The following is a 15,157-nucleotide window of genomic DNA, read 5'->3' as shown; positions in this document are numbered from 1 at the left end:
CGGGCACCCACCCCTGCACACGACACGGGAGGCAGCACGAATGCGTACAACACCAACCACCCGCCTCGAAGCCGACACGTGGATCGCCGTACTCATCAGGTACGGGCACCTGCACAGCGCAGAACCCGGACCCGACGAGACCTGGACCGTGAAGCGCACACCCGCGAGCACGCCTCAGACCCTTCACCACCCCGTTCTGGCCCTCGACTTCGTCGCCGAGATCCTGCGCGACGTACACCGCGACGCCTCCGGCCTTCGCCGATGACCCTTCCCGACTCGACTCAGACCCGCCTGGAATCGAGTGAGGTCCATTGCCCGTACCGAGGCCGAGCAAGCTGTAGCTTCCGTAACTCCTCCGCTGCCATGGGCTGCGGAGGAGTTACGGAAGCGCATGCCCCCACCCCTGAAGGGGAGGGAGAGGCCCGGCACCAGGGGGTGCCGGGCTCCGGGGCTGCGACCGAGAGTGGACCGCGGCCGGGGGGAGAAGCCGACCCGGCCGCCGCGACGCGTGTGCGTCCCCGACTGCGGCAGAGCGTGCCCCGTGACCAAATCCGCAGCGTCCGCTTGACCCGCGACGAACTCGATCTCGTCCACCGCGCCGCCGAATCCGTCGGGCTGAGGACCGCGGGATTCCTCGCAGATGCCGCGGTCGCGGTTGCCCAGGCTCAAGGCGGTCCGAAAACCTGGCTGTTGGACCAGCGCGGCCGGGTCGAGGAAATGATGGCCGCGAGCACCCAGCTCGCCCGCGCCGGCAACAACCTCAACCAGGTCGCCCGCATCCTCAATTCCGGAGGCCACGTCGAATACACGGACGAGGCGGTCGCCCGCGTCCTGCGCGCCGCGGCCCGGATTGAGGCTGCGGCCATCGAACTGGCCAGGCGGTGAACCGTGGTCCCGGACATCTCTACCGGCAGCCGTACGTACGGACTCCTCGCCTATCTCTACGGGCCCGGCCGCCGGGACGAACACACCGACCCGCACATCGTCGCCGCCTGGAGTCCGGAACTCGCCCCCGACCCCGGCCGCGACCCGGCCGCCACCCTCAAGCAGCTCACCGACCGACTCGACCTCCCCGTTCTCGCCCTGCCGAAGGACCGACGCCCGGCCCGGCACGTGTGGCACTGCCCCGTACGCACCGCGCCGGGCGACCGGCACCTCACCGATGCCGAGTGGGGCGAGGTAGCCCGCCGCATCGTCCACGCCACAGGCATCGCCGAGGATGGCGACGACAAGGCATGCCGGTGGATCGCCGTACGCCACGCCCACGACCACATCCACATCGTCGCCACGCTCAAGCGCGAAGACGGACGCAGCCCCCGCCGCCACGAAGACGGCATCCGCGCCCAGGCCGAATGCCGCAAGATCGAAAGGGAATGGGGCCTGCAGATCCTCAACCAGGGTGACGGAACCGCTGCTCAACGCCCGACCAGTGCCGAACGCTCCAAGGCCGAACGCACGGGCCGGGCCGAGCCGCCCCGCGAAACGCTACGCGAGCAGGTCCGCCAGGCCCTGGCCGGAGCCGCCGACGAGGACGAGTTCTTCCGCCGCCTCACCGAGGCCGGCCTGCGTCTCGAAAAGCGCATCGCCCCCTCCGGCGACACCATCGGATACAAGGTCGCCCTGCCAGGTGACCGCAACCGCGACGGCCAGCCCATCTGGTTCCCCGGCTCCAAACTCGCCCCCGACCTCTCCCTCCCTAAGATCCGGGACCGCCTTGAAGCCGGAACCGTCGACAACGGGCCAGCCCCCGGCGGCCCGGTCCACCCGTCCTCCCGACCGGCGCGCGCACGACGTAACGCCACCCACGTTGCTGAGCAGGCGCTCACGACACTCGCCGGAGACCACGACGGAGAGATAGCCGCGCAGCTCGTCGGAGTCGGCGAACTGCTCGACGCCGTCGCCCAGACGGCCCCGGCCTCCACCCGCGAGGAACTCTCCGCAGCAGCCCGGACCTTCGAGCGCGCCACCCGCTGCCACATCCGTGCCGAGCACGCCGACCATCGCGCTCTACGGTCCGCTGCGCGCGGCATCGTCCGTGCCGGCAACGCCTTGGGCAAGGGCGAGGACGGCGGTACCACCGCGATGCTTCTGTCCACCATGGTCCTCGTCACCATCGCCGCCATCCGCTGGCACTCCGCCCGCGGACACGCCCAACAGGCCGCTGCCGCCCGGCAAGCCGCCCAACACCTGCGCGCCGCGTACCGAACTGCTGCCGCCACCCCCATTAACACGATGCGCGCGCAAGGCCGCCAGCTCCCCGCGCCCGTCCGCGAACGCTACGCCCACACCCTCGAAGACGCCCTTCCCGCACAGGCCGACCACCTCCTATGCGAACCCGGCTGGGACGCCCTTGCCGCCACCCTCGCCCAAGCCGAACAAGCAGGACACGATCCCGAGACGCTCCTTCAACAAGCCATCGCATCACGCGAGTTGGACACCGCTGACAACGTCACCGACGTCCTCGTCTGGCGACTGCGTCGCATCGGAGAGCTGCCCGCAGCTTCCATCTCAGCCCGCGCACGCACGAACCTCCGGTTGTACCCGCCACAGCCCCAGGCCCCGAAGCCAACGACAAACGAGTATCCGGCCCGCAGGGACACGAACAGCTCGCGCAGGCCAGGCCCACGGCGCTGACCAGCACCGCAACGGGCTGGACATCCACGGGCATCGCCTGTTAGGCCTAGTGAAGGAGAGGACGAGGAGACCATGCCGATGCTCATTGAAGACCGCCAGCCCCCGAGAGCCACTCAGCTGGCATCGGCTGGGGACGCCGACCCCCTGCTGCGGCTCCAGCAGGAAACCCAGCTCGGCGACGGCATCATCCGCCTCCGCACCACCACCCACCCCGAAGAGATCCGGATCACGGGCATCCCCGTGATGTGCTCGAAGTGTGGGGCCCGGCGGGACTGGATGGTCATCTGTGACCGCAGCACGATCAGCATCCGCTGCCGATGCGCGCACGAGTGGGTCGAGCCGGAGCTGACTCCCGCGGACTACCAGGCGATGATCGATGTCGGCGGCGTGGACCACCCGAGCCTGGAGGCCGCTGCCCAGGCCATGGGATACGACGGCACGCTGGCTGGCGCCTACCTCGCATAGCGAGCGATATTGCATTGGATGGCAACATACGCCGTAGCGCTCAAAGCCTCGGGGTTCGTAGTCGGCCATCCGATTCCACTGCAGTTGTAGAGGCATTCGAGCCACTCCTGGCGGCAGGATTCACGAGTCAGCTGATTCCCCTCATGAGAGTGCCCTTGAATGACCTCATGGGTCATTTACGGGTCAGCGGGACCTGACGATGGGACTCGACAGTGCGTCACTCCTGCGTCTGTCGAGGCGCTGGCACGGTAGGACTTTCCTACCTCATCAAGCATCCGGCTGAGTTCCGCTCTGCCGGGCCTTCCCGCCGCAGGTCGTGCTGGTCGGCTGCGGAAGCATCGCGGAATTCGCCCATGTCCCAGCGCTGACCGAGTCCCCGGGCCTCCGTGCACCGTCCCATCTGGTAGACCCTGCCCCGGAGCGGCTGGCTCGTATAGAGCAGCTCCACAGACGTGTGGGTCGACGGCGGACGGGATGGGAGCTGGGGAAGTAGTGGGTTAGGGAAAGAGGTCGGGTGCGGGGGTGTCGGCGCGTAGCCTCACCCCATGAAGATCCCACGCCCGGCCGTGCCGGACCCCTTGGCCTGGGCCATAGCTTGGGGCATTGGCACCGTGATGTTCTGGTCGCTTGCCCAGGTGTTCGACGACCCGAAGAGCTGGTACACGTGTGCCCTCCTCGCAGGGATCGTCGTCGCCGCCGGAGAACTCCTCGACCGCTACAAGCAGAAGCGCTGACCAGGTCCGAGGTGCGCCGAACCTCTTGGCGATTAGCTGGCCACCTGTTCTACTGCGCGCATGATTACAGGGGTCTGTGTCTTCCTCGGCACGGTGATCGGGGCGTTTCTCATGGAATGGCGAGCGCGGCGAACAGCCGCTCGGGCCGAAGCAGGGGAAGCAGTCCTCTTCCCGGTCGGGGCCAACCTGCCGGACGAAGGGCGGCGCTACAGCCTCGGTCGCGTACTGGCCGGAGGCGAGTTCCGATGGATACCTCGCTGGCCGTGGACGCGGCTGCGTGCACTCCCGACAGATCTGCGCTACATCCGCGCACGCGAAATGACCTTCCGCGAAATGTTGTGGCTCCCGGACAGAGTGCTGGTGATCGAGTGCGAATCGTCTGTAGGGCCCGTACGGCTATGGGCCCACCCGAAGCAGGCGGTGCAGGTGGTGGAGATGATCCGGCGTGCAAGTAGCCCGAACTCGTCGAACGCCCCGGTTCCTGACGTCAGCAGCTGACACCCGCAGGCGCGGAACAGCCGCGGTCGACGCTGGACCTCAGTAGACAGCCAGTCGAGGCACAAAGCGGGTTGGGCGAGGTCGACGTCCCCGTTGATCGACCTGCGAAGGGTTGACCCGGGCATTAGAAATCCATCGACCACGCCATATTGTGCCGAACGAGGAGGGGTTCAATGACCGAGCGGAACCGGAGAGGCGTTGTCTGGTGGCTCCAGGTGGCGCTGACGGGCTACCTGTTGATCATGCTGGCATGGAAAGCGATCGACGACCGATGGGCGCGGCTCCCGCTGGCTGCAATACTGATCTTCTCGGCGTACGTCTTTGGGCACGTGATGGGCTTTCGGTCGGCCAACCAACGACAGCCCCGTCCTGACGACCGGCCCACCATGAACGACGGTGGCAGCTAATGGGCGTTTAGCCCAAGCCACTCCATCCACCTCATCTCCGACCGTGCCACTCTCGTGCCAGAACGGGCGGGGGCTCACGGGGAATCGCGGCACGCAGCGGGCAGTACGGCCGCACTGCGCCAGACCAGGGAACCCCCAGCTCGGTCCCGTGACCGCCCTACCTCGCTCCTAAAGCGGGTGTCGCCAAGGTCACCGGGGAATCAACTGCCCCGTTTCCGTGAGGACAAGCGTGAGGCGACCCCGCCACTCACCGTCGTCCGGGTACTCCCAGTTGTCAGCGTCCGCCAGCAAGGCAGGAAGGTCGTATCGCGGGATGGAAGGACCGGGCTGGAGTCCCGGCTGGCCATCGGGAGCGGTCCAGGCAATGAGCCGGCAGGCGTCAATCCAGCCTCTGTCGATGAGCGGCAGAAGGATTGCGGCAAGCTCGGTGGGGCCGGCGGATGCCAACGGTTCGTCCAGGTCTCCCCGAACGCCGGGCAGGATATCGATCTCCGTCGCATTGATCATGAATGCGCGCTCTGCTGACGACAGCTCGTCCGTTGCGGGATAGCTCACCGGGAGATCATCGCAGCTCTGGGCAGAGGTAGGCAGCGACACCGATGGCTCTCGGGCCGTCGCTGGGCCGCCTGAGGGTGGCCAATGGTGACAGACGACGACAGCGGCCGACCGCTAATGCCCAGGTCATGCGGTCGGCCGCCGGAGGGCGTGCAGGTCAGAAAGGCGGCCAATCACTTCTTCGTCTACTGAGCCCAGGGACCACGCCCTCGGCCGTGCCCGCGGAGGGTTGGCGACGAAGATTCATCTGGCCGCCGACGGAAACTGCAGGCCACTGGCCTTCATCCTCACCCCTGGACAGGCTGGGGACGCGCCGGCATTCGAGCAGGTCATGGCTGCAATCCGTGTCCCCCAGAGAGCGTGGGCGGCCGCGAGTTCGGCCCGATGTGGTGCTAGCCGACAAGGCGTACTCGTCGCGCGCGATCCGCGAGCATCTGCGACTACGTGAGATTCGAGCGGTCATTCCGCGGCCCGCCGGTCAGATCGTCCATCGCCAACGTCGAGGCCGAAATGGCGGGCGACCACCGCTTTTTGACAAGGTCGCCTACGGGCAGCGGAACACCGTCGAGCGATGCATCAACAGACTCAAGCAATGGCGCGGCTCGCGACGCGGTACGACAAGACCGCCACGATGTACCAGGCTGGACTCCACCTCTCCGGCATCCTCACCTGGGCCGCCCGATGACAACCGCAGACGGCCCTACTGGGGCTCGTCAGCGTTTCCGAACCACCATTCACCTTGGCCGAGGCCGAGAGACCAAGCCTCCATCACACGTGCGATGGCAGGTATGCCGGCCGAACGATCCACGGTGACCACGATGAAGCGCCGGTCAGATGGGGATTCGACCATGCCTCCGACTGCTTCGAACTCCTTGGTCAGTGCGCCCAGAGCCTCAGACGTGAAGGGGCCGCTCTGTGGGGCGACCTGGACACAGAAGTTCCGGCCCATCTGCCGTATCTCGAATTGTCCGTCGTCGGAGACCCGTAGAACGTCTCCAGCTGCACAGCCCAGCACCAGCCCCGGGCTGCCAGCGAGCTCGAAGAGGCCGGAATCGAGACTACGAGCAGGCAACACTTCGAAGACAGGGTTCCCGCTGCTGGCATGGCCAGCCAGGAGCCTCACGTGGGTGTCAGCTATCGGGATGGATGCAGACGTCATGAGCGCGATCGTGCCACACCGCCCCGACCGGCTCCCAGGCAAGATCCGGAAGAGACGGCCTAGAGGCTGCCGTCATCGTCCAATGCCGCCTGGGCCTCCCGGATGACTGCGTCCAACCGGATCCACAGTTCCTCCCACGCGGTATGCAGCGCGGCCCAGTGATCATCGCGTTGAGGCGGCGCACCAGGGGCTGGATCAAGAATGTAGGGCAAGGTCCTGACATGCTGTCTGCACTCTTTACGGAACGCTGCGGCCCAGCTCTCTGCTTCTTTCGGCCCTGCGAGCGCCACACTCACCCAGGCGTCCTTTACGCGGTCAGCTAGCCGCCCAGCTTCATCTATGAACGGCTGATCTACGCGACGTGTCTCAATGACAGTTTCGTAGTGTTCAAGGAACGCCATAGCCGCAGAAATGAACTGCCCAAAAGGCGCTCCGTCGAGGTTCCATGAGCAGCTTGCGATGCTCTACTCGTGCTGTGGTGCGCGCCTGATGGCGAGCCGCCCACCCAGCTACCAGTCCTGCCCCACTGGTTGCGACACCACCAGCAAGCGCTCCGAAGACAGCTGCAATCCCTGCATCCACGCCTGCGAGTGTGGCCCAAGGCCAACTTTTACGGCCAGAGGTTCATCGCCTGCAACCGGGGTGAGTGTCTAAAGGCCCCTCGATGATCATCGGGGGGCCTCCAGCATGGCGTGCGAATCGTCAGACGTCAGAGCGCTTCCTTGTTCTCCTTGGGCGCCTCGCCAGACTTATGTACTGGAGGCAAGACACTCCAGGGGGAGTTGCTTCACGCAGTACTCTGCCGTGCCCCAACCGTGCCCGATGGAGCGGGAAACACCGGGGAACAGCGGGAACTCACGGGCACTGGGCAAGACGAAGGCCCCCGACCGATGTTCCTGGTCAGCGACTCAGCGCACCTTCGGTGCGCGCCGGGGGCGTGGTAAATGCCGTGGCGTGCGCTGGAGGTGCTTCTGTCTGCCCTGCGTGGGCTGATGCCGGTCCGAGACGCTGGAGGGGTTCGTTCCGGCCGAAACCGATTGCTCTGTGATGCTGGTGAGCTCGCTGGTCAGCATGGTGCTGGGGGCCGTCCACGGGAACCGTGGAGTGTTGCTGCGAAGCACGTGCGTCAGAATTCCTGATTCACCCTGGCCCTCCCGGAACGGCATACGACGGGTCCGTCCACCAGGGAGGGAGCAAGGCCATGGACGTGCTGCACGAACGCTGCGCTGGCCTCGACATCAGCAAGAAGGACGCCAAGGCATGTGTGCGCACCCCCAGTACGAAGCGTCGGGGGTCCTTCACGACCGAGACCACGACGTGGGGATCGACGACGAACGCGGTCCTCGCCCTGCGGGAACACCTGCTCGCCGCACGGGTGACACTGGTGGTGATCGAGGCGACCTCGGACTACTGGAAGCCCTTCTACTACGTGCTGGCCGAGGGCTTGAACGTGATCCTCGTCAACGCGCGGCAGGTCAAGAACCTGCCCGGCCGCAAGACGGACGTCTCGGACGCGGCCTGGCTGGCCCAGCTCGGCGCCCACGGCCTGGTGAGGCCCTCCTTCGTCCCGCCTCAGCCGGTGCGCGAGTTGCGGGACTTGACCCGGGCCCGGACCACCGTCACCCGTGAACGCGGCCGGGTGGTCCAGCGGCTGGAGAAGCTGCTGTAGGACACCGGCATCAAACTCTCCGCGGTCGCCTCCGACATCATGGGCGTCTCCGGCCGGGCCATGCTCGAGGCCCTCATCCGCGGCGAGGCCGACCCCCACGTCCTCGCAGACCTGGCCAAACGCAGGCTCCGCAACAAGATCCCCGAACTCACAGAGGCCCTGACCGGACGCTTCCGCGAACACCACGCTTTCCTGACCCGCCTGCATCTGGACCACTACGACCAGCTCACAGGGATGATCGACCAGCTCACCGGACGCATCGAGGAGGTGATGGTCCCCTTTCGTGACGCGCTCGACCTGCTCGACACCATCCCCGGCATCAACCAGCACATCGCCGAAGTGATCATCGCGGAGTCCAGCGGGGACATGACCCGGTTCGCCTCTGCCAGGCACCTCGCATCCTGGGCCGGGGTTTGCCCCGGCCACCACGAGTCCGCCGGCCGAACCAAGAACACCAAAGTCCGGCCCGGCAACCCCTACCTCAAAGGCGCCCTCGGCCTCGCCGCGTTCGGCGCGGTCAGAACCAAGGACACCTACCTCGCCGCCCGTTACAAGCGGCTCACCGCCCGCCGCGGACCGCTCCGGGCCCTGGTCGCCGTCGAGCACTCGATCATCACCGCAATCTGGCACATGCTGAGCGACAACGTCGGTACCAGGAACTCGGCGGCTCCTACTTCACCCAACGTGATCCCGAACGCGCCACCCGCCGGGCCATCACCCAGCTCAACCAACTCGGCTACACCGTCACCCTCAACCCGAGGGAGACCGCAGCCTGACCCGCAGCACCGGATCCCGGCAGCCCTCAACGGCCGCCGGGCACCCAGTCCTGCCCGCACTCACCCTGACCTGCAGCTATTTACGCGTCAGAGGCCTTCAACCTGCGCGGTGGGTGTGGGATTTGAACCCACGGTTACTCGCGCCACGACGGTTTTCAAGATCGCTCGCGGGCTTGACTCGCCCATTGAGACCTCGGCCGAGTGCCGGCCGGAGGCGAGTTCCGATGGATACCTCGCCGGGTTCCTCAACTTCTGCTCAAGTTCTCGGGTCATACAGGGCAGGCGAGGGAGCATGCTCACCAACGTGCCTGTCAGACGACAGCAGTTGAGCGACAAGACGCTGGATCACAGCGGCTACAGGAGGCGCTATGTTTCCCAACCAATGGTCACACGATGCAGCGGAAATTAAGGCCCACGCGCAGGAGCGCCGCGACCGCATTGAGGGGAAGGCTCCCATCGGCAAATTTCTCGCGATGGTCGCGCTCATAGTCCTTGCCCTGGCCATTTACGTCGTCCTGGCCAGATAGCTGAGCCTTCTGCAGCCAGGTGACGGCCGGGGTGTCAACCCGGCGATCACGGCGACATGCTTGCACGTGGTGCACCGTTCTGACATCCACGAGTGACATCAACGACGCCGGACGGCAGCACTCTTAGGCGGTCCAAGGTGGCCAGCGTGGCCCGGTTGCTCCCCGGCAATGCCCAGGATCGATCGAACTTACAAGGCAGATGTCGGCGGTTCAAAACCGTCCGCGCCCACCGGGACTAAGTCCCAGGTCACGTGATCTGCATCGGCCCTCTGGAGATCTCTCCCGGGGGCCGATGTCGTTCCCGGAATCCACATGGCGTACACATCCCCATGTGAGCAAGGCAACTGACGGTTACTCGTCGGAGGCCTCCGACAGGGCCACGCGAGCCCGATCCTCAGACAACCTGATCCGCGTTGCCGACGCGCTCGGCGTCCCGCTTCGCGACCTCGTCTGACCTACCGCCCCTCGGCCAGCTGGTGAGCGAGCAGGGCAGCGTGGCGAGCCATCCTCTGCTTCCACTCGGTTGGCGACTGCTCGGAGATCTCGCGCCACAGTGCGGCAGTGGCCATCCCGAATGCTGCGAGCGCTCCGGGCTCGGCGTTGTGCCACGACGGGAACCGGTCGGCGAAGCTGAGCGCTTCCTCAATCGAGTGGCCGGCGTCCATGAGCCGCAGCGCAAGCGCCCCTGGATCGATCCAGGCGGCGCCACGCGTCGGCCACGCCCAGTCGACGAGGCGGGCCCGGCCGCCGGTGATCAGGATGTTGTCAGGGGCGAAGTCGGTGTGGAGCAGCGCCCCGCCAGCGAAGTAGTGCAGCGTTCCGGGCGGCGCATAGTTCTTCCACCGGTCCGCGGCCTCCTTGAGCTCGACGTCGGCTGGCGCGCGCACGGCCTGGAGCTCGGCGAGCGCGGCCTGGACGAGTGGGAGGTCCAGGGATCCGGGCGCGTAGTCGGCATGGCGCCCGTCGACGACCTCATATCCGAGCAGGCTCCACCCCGCGGCCTCCACGTACCAGAACAGGCGGGGGCAGGAGGCGGGCAGGTGGGGGGCAATGGCGGCCTCGCGGCGCTGCGCGTCGACCTGATGGTGGTCGACGGGAATGCCCTTGACGAACACCGGACCGGAGTCTGTGTCGAGGACGGAGGCGATGCCGGAGTTCATGCCGCCGGACACTGTCACGGCCTGATGCACGGCGCCGGTCTTGTCGGCGACAGCCCGGCGGGTGTCGGCGGGGAGCTGCTCGAAGGCGATGCGGGGGATGGGCACGCGCTGATCCTCGGAGAATGGGGGATGATGCCGCCCCGGCCAGAGTACGGGCCAGGGCGGCACGGTGGTGCAGGGTGCGGTTCTAGTAGGGCTGGTCGTCGCCGGCCGAGCAGGAGCACCTAGCGCCCTCGGCGGCCACGTCGAGATCGGCGATGATCTGGAACTCATCCGCGTGGATCGGCGTCGCGGTCAGCGGGAGCGGCGGGGTAGCGGTCGCGTGCGCGGGCGGCCGGGTGCTGATGGTGAGCATCACGGGCTCGCGCGGCGGGGCGATAGTGGCGGTGGGCGGTGTCATGATCCGTAACCTCCGTGTTGGCAGTAGAGCTCTCGTCGATCCCCCGCCTCCTGGTAGAGCTTGGCCAGCGGCCGGCACGTTCGGCACGTGCCGATCTTTGTGCAGCCGGAGCAGCCACCGGTGCGGAGCTGTAGGGACTCGGCGATCTGGCCGAGCCGAGGGAGGGCATACAGACCCTCGGTGATCAGGTTCACGCTCGGGTCGCGGCCGACCTTGCAGATCGACGCGATGCCGTGCGGGTTGACGTGGAAGAAGGTGTGGCCCGCGTTGCAGCCGGTGAAGACGCTGCGCGGAGTGATGTGGCTCTCGGCCTGTGTGGCGAGGGGGTTGGCCTCGCCGTCGATCGTCGGCGACATGTTCGTGAAGACCAGATGCGGGAATCCGTACCGCTTGCACAGGGCGACCATGTCGTCGACCTCGTGGGCGTTGTCGTCCGAGACGATGACGTTCAGGCGGACAGGAAGTGCGTCTTCGTGGGCGGCGTCCAGGCCCTTGATGAACCGGCCGAACGCACCGCGGTTCCGGGTGACCTTGTCGTAGGTTTCTGCGGTCGCCCCGTACACGCTGAGGGTGAGCCGGTACGGGCGATGCCGGGCGAACAGCTCACGGATCGGAGCTTTCCGTAGGGACGAGCCGTTCGAGGAGACCTGCACCATCATGCCCAGCTCGTGGGCGTACTCGTAGGCCGCGCCGAACTCTCGGTCGATGAGGGCCTCGCCGCCCGTGATCTGTAGCCACAGGACGCCGGCGTCGCGCATCGTGCGGAGCAGTTGTTGTTTGCCCTCTCAGTCGAGGCCCTCGAACCGCTTCTCTCCGAGATAGCAGAACTCGCAGTCGTAGTCGCAGCCGAGGTTGATCTCCCAGGATGCTTTCGCGTACCCGTACCGGGAGCGCTCGCGGACGAGGAGGTCCGCAGTCAGGGGCCGGTCCAGGGTCAGCCCCCATGCCTGGCGGGCGGCGTCGTGCAGCCAGACCGGGGCGGCGTCCAGCCCGGTGAGGGCGCGTAGCTCGTTGTAGCGGGCCTCAGGGATGCGGACGCCGGAGGGATGACCGGGGTGCAGGAGGAGGTAGTCACTGAGGAACGGGCTGGCGATCAGTCGGTGCACGAGCGTTCCTTCCGCGGAGGGGCGATGCGGGTAGATGGGATGGGGAGGAGGTCCGCCGGACGGGGCGGGGACTACGGGGTAGGCGGTTCATGTTGGGCGGGCCGCCCCCACTGCTCGCCATCGGGCGGCCCGCCCTGTCCCGTCGCAGGTCACCTCCAAGCACCCCGGCGGCGGGAGTCTCTAGTCGGCCTGCGTCTCGCCGGGCCGGCGCGGCCAGCTCGTGCCGACGCGGAAGCCGTTGCGGAGCGGGCCGGTGTAGAAGTTCTGGTGTTCGCCGTAGTGCCCGGCCTGGAGCGTGCAGCGCCGCGTGCTTTCGGGTTGGCGGATGAAGCAGATGCCGGGGATCTCGACGTGATCGAGGGGCGCCGTGCGCTTCACGTTCATCGGTCGTCTCCCGCGAACCGCTCGAGGCCGAGCAGCGCGCGCCCCAGTGCGCTCACCGTGAGGGACGCCGCGAGGCAACTCGGGCTCAAGCCGTCGCACAGGATCGCTTCCGCCTCGTCCACCGCGCGCTCCCGTGAGGCACGCTCCGGCCCGCCGGGCGCGTCCTCGACCTGAGCGGCCACGACCGGTAGCCGTACCTGGATCATCTGCCGGGCCGCCGCGTACAGGTACCGCAGCCGATCAGGGCCGGGGTAGTCGCGCGGCGCGGACAGCGCCGCCCTGATCACCTCGCCTGCCGTGGGCACCGGCAACGCAGTGCCTCTGAGAACCGTCATCCGAACGCCTCCGCAAGGATGCGGGGCCCGCCGGGACCGAGCGCGGAGGCGAGATGCACGGGGTCGGTTAGCCGACCGCGGCCGTCGGGTGCGTGGAGCCAGAACCGGCCGGCAGCGGGGCGCCTCGTGGGTGGGCAGTGCAGGGGCCAACCGGCCGGGTGCACGGTGAGGAGGCGGACGTCGGCCAGCTCCTCGGCGGCGTCGGGCGCGACCAGCCACCATGCGGTGTCGAGGTCGGGGTCGAGGAGGAGCGGCCCGCGGTGTCGTTGTGGGATGCGTCTGAGTGCCTGGAGGGCGACGCTGAGCTGTGCCTCCGCGGCAAGCCAGTGGGTGCAGTGGATCGGCGCGAGGCCGTCCATGTCCCACACTTGGTGGGCGAGTTCCGGATGGCGAGCACATTCGGCGAGCCAGGTGTCACCTGCCTCGCGCGCGGGTGTGGTGGTGCGCGTCGTTGTGGCCATGACCAGGACCGTAGGAGAGCACCTCGTGACCGGGTTGATCGATTGCGCGTGATTGCGTGCGCCCGATCCGCGATTGCAGCGGATTGCTTACGGAGATTCCAGCGAGGCCCGAGCCCGCCCGATGAGGCGGCGCGCATCGCGGCCGTATGCCGCAGCCTCGGTGAGCCAGTCCCACGCCCGCTCGTAGAGACCGATGTCCGCGTCGCCGTCGAGCCACAGTTCCTCGCTGATCGTCTCGACAATGACGAGGCGCCGGTCATAGATCCAGAAGCCGTGCGCCGGGGTGCGCCGGAGCTGCGCTCCCAGAGGAATCACACCGAGCTGGACAGACGCCATCCCGACCACGTTGTACAGCCGGTCGAGCTGGGCCGCCATCACCTCCAGCGGGCACAGCCGTATGAAGAGCGCGCCCTCGGAGACGAGAAAGGTGAACGACTTCCCTGGCTGGTACAGCGCCTCTTGCCGCCGGATGCGGGATGCGACCGCCTCATCGATCGACCGGGGGATCTGCCGGAACTCGGCGTTCGCCTCGAACACGGAGCGGGCGTACTCCGGGGTCTGCAACAGACCGGGTATGCGGGCGACTTCGAACGCCCGGATCTCCCGCGTGGCTGACGTCTCGGCGATCGCGAGTTCCTGCCGAGCATGCTGGCCGGCCGAGAGAGTGCGCCGCAGCGAGCGGTGTTTCATCTCCAACCCGGCGAGCAGGCCGTGCAGTTCGTGGGCGACATCCGGCCTGCCGACTCCCTCGGCCCACGCCGTGAGGTCCTCGGCGCTGGGGGTCTGCTTACCGCCCTGCAGGCGGGAGACCTTCGAAGGCTGCCACCCCAGTTGCGCGGCGAGGTCCTTGCCCTCCAGACAGGCATCGGCGCGCAGCTCACGCAGCCGCGCGCCGAGGGCGTCTCGTGCCGTTTGAAAGTCCGTGCTCACACGGTGGAACGTACCTGGCTGACGACGTCTTCGGTACGGGTGGCGTGGTGCCAGGCGGCATCGCGGGCCTGGCAGGCGGCGAGGACTTCGGCAGGGTCCTCGGTGACGTACACACCAAGGGTGGTGTCGTCCTCGTCGAACGCGAAGCGGGCGACGACGCGGGAGTCGAAGAGCCAGAAGTCGTAGTCCGGCAACCGCAGGTCCTGCGCCTGCGTGCGAGTGAGGTGGCGGATGTCCTCGCCCGCGGCGACGTTCCCGAGTCCGCTGGTGAGGAGGAACTCCTGGCCCTGCGTGGCGGGCTCGTCGAGGAGACGGACGCGCTCGAAGCGCTTGCCCTGCGCGGTCTGGGCCCGGACATTCTCGCGCCACGAGTTGTCGGGGTCCTGGGTGATGTCCTCGCCCGCGATGAAGCGCGCCCACTTGGGGCTGTTGCGGTCGGAGGCGTAGCCCTTGCGGGTCTCCAGGCGCCAGGCGGTGTGTCGGAACTCGCGGAACAGGTGGGAGATCTCGCCGAACGGCACCAGTTCGGGCGCAGGGGTGCGAGGGGCGTAGCGAGTGAGGAGCGAGCGGGGTACACGGACGAACGTCTCGCTTGGCTTCACGTCGCGGAGGGAGACGAGGCGCTGGGGGTCGGTCTCGCGGTCGCCTTGCACGAGGTACTCATCGGTCTCAGGGATCTCGTACAGGGTGGGGCAGTCTCCGTCATCGCTGGTGGTGCCGATGAACCGCAGGGTCATGTCGTCCTCCGTCAGAGGGTGTTGGAGGAACAGCATGCGCCGAGAAGGACGCCAGGATGGCGGCATTGCGTCGGATTGCAGATCAGGGAGGGCTCGTTGTGATTGCGCGCAATCAGCCCTGACGAGGGAGCCTCTCCCGCACCTGTAGGCGGATCAGGCGACCGCGACCGACCACCTTGACCTTCTCAACGCAATGAAGGTCATGATCCTTCGCCTGGAG

17 protein-coding genes and 3 pseudogenes are annotated in these 15,157 nt (G+C 67.4%); 9 read left to right on the top strand and 11 right to left on the bottom strand.

Features of this window, described 5'->3' with window-relative positions:
* Window positions 1–40 precede the first annotated feature (40 nt).
* The 7 genes from ACFC96_RS12800 (at window position 41) to ACFC96_RS12770 (ending at window position 4,738) form a co-directional block, all read left to right on the top strand.
* Entirely contained in the window at window positions 41–265 is a 225-nt protein-coding gene (locus ACFC96_RS12800; protein WP_376611996.1) for a hypothetical protein, read from the top strand.
* A 299-nt stretch (window positions 266–564) separates the two neighbouring features.
* Entirely contained in the window at window positions 565–885 is a 321-nt protein-coding gene (gene mobC / locus ACFC96_RS12795; RefSeq protein WP_376611994.1) for a plasmid mobilization relaxosome protein MobC, read from the top strand.
* A gap of 3 nt (window positions 886–888) precedes the next feature.
* On the top strand, window positions 889–2,634 hold the full coding sequence (locus ACFC96_RS12790) for a relaxase/mobilization nuclease domain-containing protein (protein WP_376611992.1): 1,746 nt from the start codon (window positions 889–891) through the stop codon (window positions 2,632–2,634).
* A gap of 78 nt (window positions 2,635–2,712) precedes the next feature.
* A complete protein-coding gene (locus ACFC96_RS12785) occupies window positions 2,713–3,099 on the top strand; it encodes a hypothetical protein (protein WP_376611990.1) in 387 nt (128 codons plus the stop codon).
* A gap of 545 nt (window positions 3,100–3,644) precedes the next feature.
* A complete protein-coding gene (locus ACFC96_RS12780) occupies window positions 3,645–3,833 on the top strand; it encodes a hypothetical protein (protein ID WP_376611988.1) in 189 nt (62 codons plus the stop codon).
* A 60-nt stretch (window positions 3,834–3,893) separates the two neighbouring features.
* On the top strand, window positions 3,894–4,331 hold the full coding sequence (locus ACFC96_RS12775; RefSeq protein ID WP_376611986.1) for a hypothetical protein: 438 nt from the start codon (window positions 3,894–3,896) through the stop codon (window positions 4,329–4,331).
* A gap of 173 nt (window positions 4,332–4,504) precedes the next feature.
* On the top strand, window positions 4,505–4,738 hold the full coding sequence (locus ACFC96_RS12770) for a hypothetical protein (RefSeq protein WP_376611984.1): 234 nt from the start codon (window positions 4,505–4,507) through the stop codon (window positions 4,736–4,738).
* Window positions 4,739–4,927: 189 nt separating this feature from the next.
* Here the strand turns inward: ACFC96_RS12770 and ACFC96_RS12765 are convergent, their stop codons facing one another.
* The gene (locus ACFC96_RS12765) at window positions 4,928–5,293 is read right to left on the bottom strand and encodes a hypothetical protein (protein WP_376611983.1); all 366 of its coding nucleotides are present in this window, start codon (window positions 5,291–5,293) and stop codon (window positions 4,928–4,930) included.
* Between the two features lie 127 nt (window positions 5,294–5,420).
* On the opposite strand from ACFC96_RS12765, the pseudogene ACFC96_RS12760 reads away from it, so the two are divergent.
* Window positions 5,421–5,978: pseudogene (locus ACFC96_RS12760) on the top strand (IS5 family transposase); the annotation flags it as partial.
* Window positions 5,979–5,993: 15 nt separating this feature from the next.
* Here the strand turns inward: ACFC96_RS12760 and ACFC96_RS12755 are convergent.
* Window positions 5,994–6,452 (bottom strand): DUF4265 domain-containing protein, encoded by a 459-nt coding sequence (locus tag ACFC96_RS12755; protein WP_376611981.1) that lies wholly within the window; start codon window positions 6,450–6,452, stop codon window positions 5,994–5,996.
* Window positions 6,453–7,653: 1,201 nt separating this feature from the next.
* Between ACFC96_RS12755 and ACFC96_RS12750 the strand changes: the two are divergent.
* Window positions 7,654–8,897, top strand: a pseudogene (locus ACFC96_RS12750) (IS110 family transposase).
* Window positions 8,898–9,283: 386 nt separating this feature from the next.
* Here ACFC96_RS12750 and ACFC96_RS12745 read toward each other — a convergent pair.
* The 9 genes and pseudogenes from ACFC96_RS12745 to ACFC96_RS12705 form a co-directional block, all read right to left on the bottom strand.
* Window positions 9,284–9,514 (bottom strand): hypothetical protein, encoded by a 231-nt coding sequence (locus ACFC96_RS12745; RefSeq protein ID WP_376611979.1) that lies wholly within the window; start codon window positions 9,512–9,514, stop codon window positions 9,284–9,286.
* 365 nt (window positions 9,515–9,879) lie between these two features.
* Complete coding sequence (locus ACFC96_RS12740) at window positions 9,880–10,689, bottom strand: aminoglycoside phosphotransferase (protein WP_376611977.1); 810 nt, start codon at window positions 10,687–10,689, stop codon at window positions 9,880–9,882.
* 82 nt (window positions 10,690–10,771) lie between these two features.
* Window positions 10,772–10,984 carry a hypothetical protein gene (locus ACFC96_RS12735; protein WP_376611975.1) on the bottom strand — a complete coding sequence of 71 codons (213 nt, stop codon included), beginning with the start codon at window positions 10,982–10,984 and terminating at the stop codon, window positions 10,772–10,774.
* Window positions 10,981–12,078 (bottom strand): annotated as a pseudogene (locus ACFC96_RS12730) (radical SAM protein). Before ACFC96_RS12730 ends, ACFC96_RS12735 begins: the two are co-directional and overlap by 4 nt.
* Before the next feature lie 192 nt (window positions 12,079–12,270).
* Entirely contained in the window at window positions 12,271–12,474 is a 204-nt protein-coding gene (locus tag ACFC96_RS12725; protein WP_266667545.1) for a hypothetical protein, read from the bottom strand.
* Window positions 12,471–12,809 carry a DUF6415 family natural product biosynthesis protein gene (locus ACFC96_RS12720; RefSeq protein WP_376611973.1) on the bottom strand — a complete coding sequence of 113 codons (339 nt, stop codon included), beginning with the start codon at window positions 12,807–12,809 and terminating at the stop codon, window positions 12,471–12,473. Before ACFC96_RS12720 ends, ACFC96_RS12725 begins: the two co-directional genes overlap by 4 nt.
* The gene (locus tag ACFC96_RS12715) at window positions 12,806–13,270 is read right to left on the bottom strand and encodes a hypothetical protein (RefSeq protein WP_376611971.1); all 465 of its coding nucleotides are present in this window, start codon (window positions 13,268–13,270) and stop codon (window positions 12,806–12,808) included. The genes ACFC96_RS12720 and ACFC96_RS12715 overlap by 4 nt, the downstream gene beginning before the upstream one ends.
* 87 nt (window positions 13,271–13,357) lie before the next feature.
* Complete coding sequence (locus ACFC96_RS12710; protein WP_376611970.1) at window positions 13,358–14,200, bottom strand: helix-turn-helix domain-containing protein; 843 nt, start codon at window positions 14,198–14,200, stop codon at window positions 13,358–13,360.
* Entirely contained in the window at window positions 14,197–14,937 is a 741-nt protein-coding gene (locus tag ACFC96_RS12705) for a DUF6879 family protein (protein ID WP_376611968.1), read from the bottom strand. Before ACFC96_RS12705 ends, ACFC96_RS12710 begins: the two co-directional genes overlap by 4 nt.
* Between the last annotated feature and the right edge of the window lie 220 nt (window positions 14,938–15,157).

This window comes from Streptomyces sp. NPDC055955 (genome assembly GCF_042270245.1).
Classification (GTDB): domain Bacteria; phylum Actinomycetota; class Actinomycetes; order Streptomycetales; family Streptomycetaceae; genus Streptomyces.
Note: the sequence above shows the minus strand (reverse complement) of the source record. Positions and strands in the feature narration are given on the sequence as shown.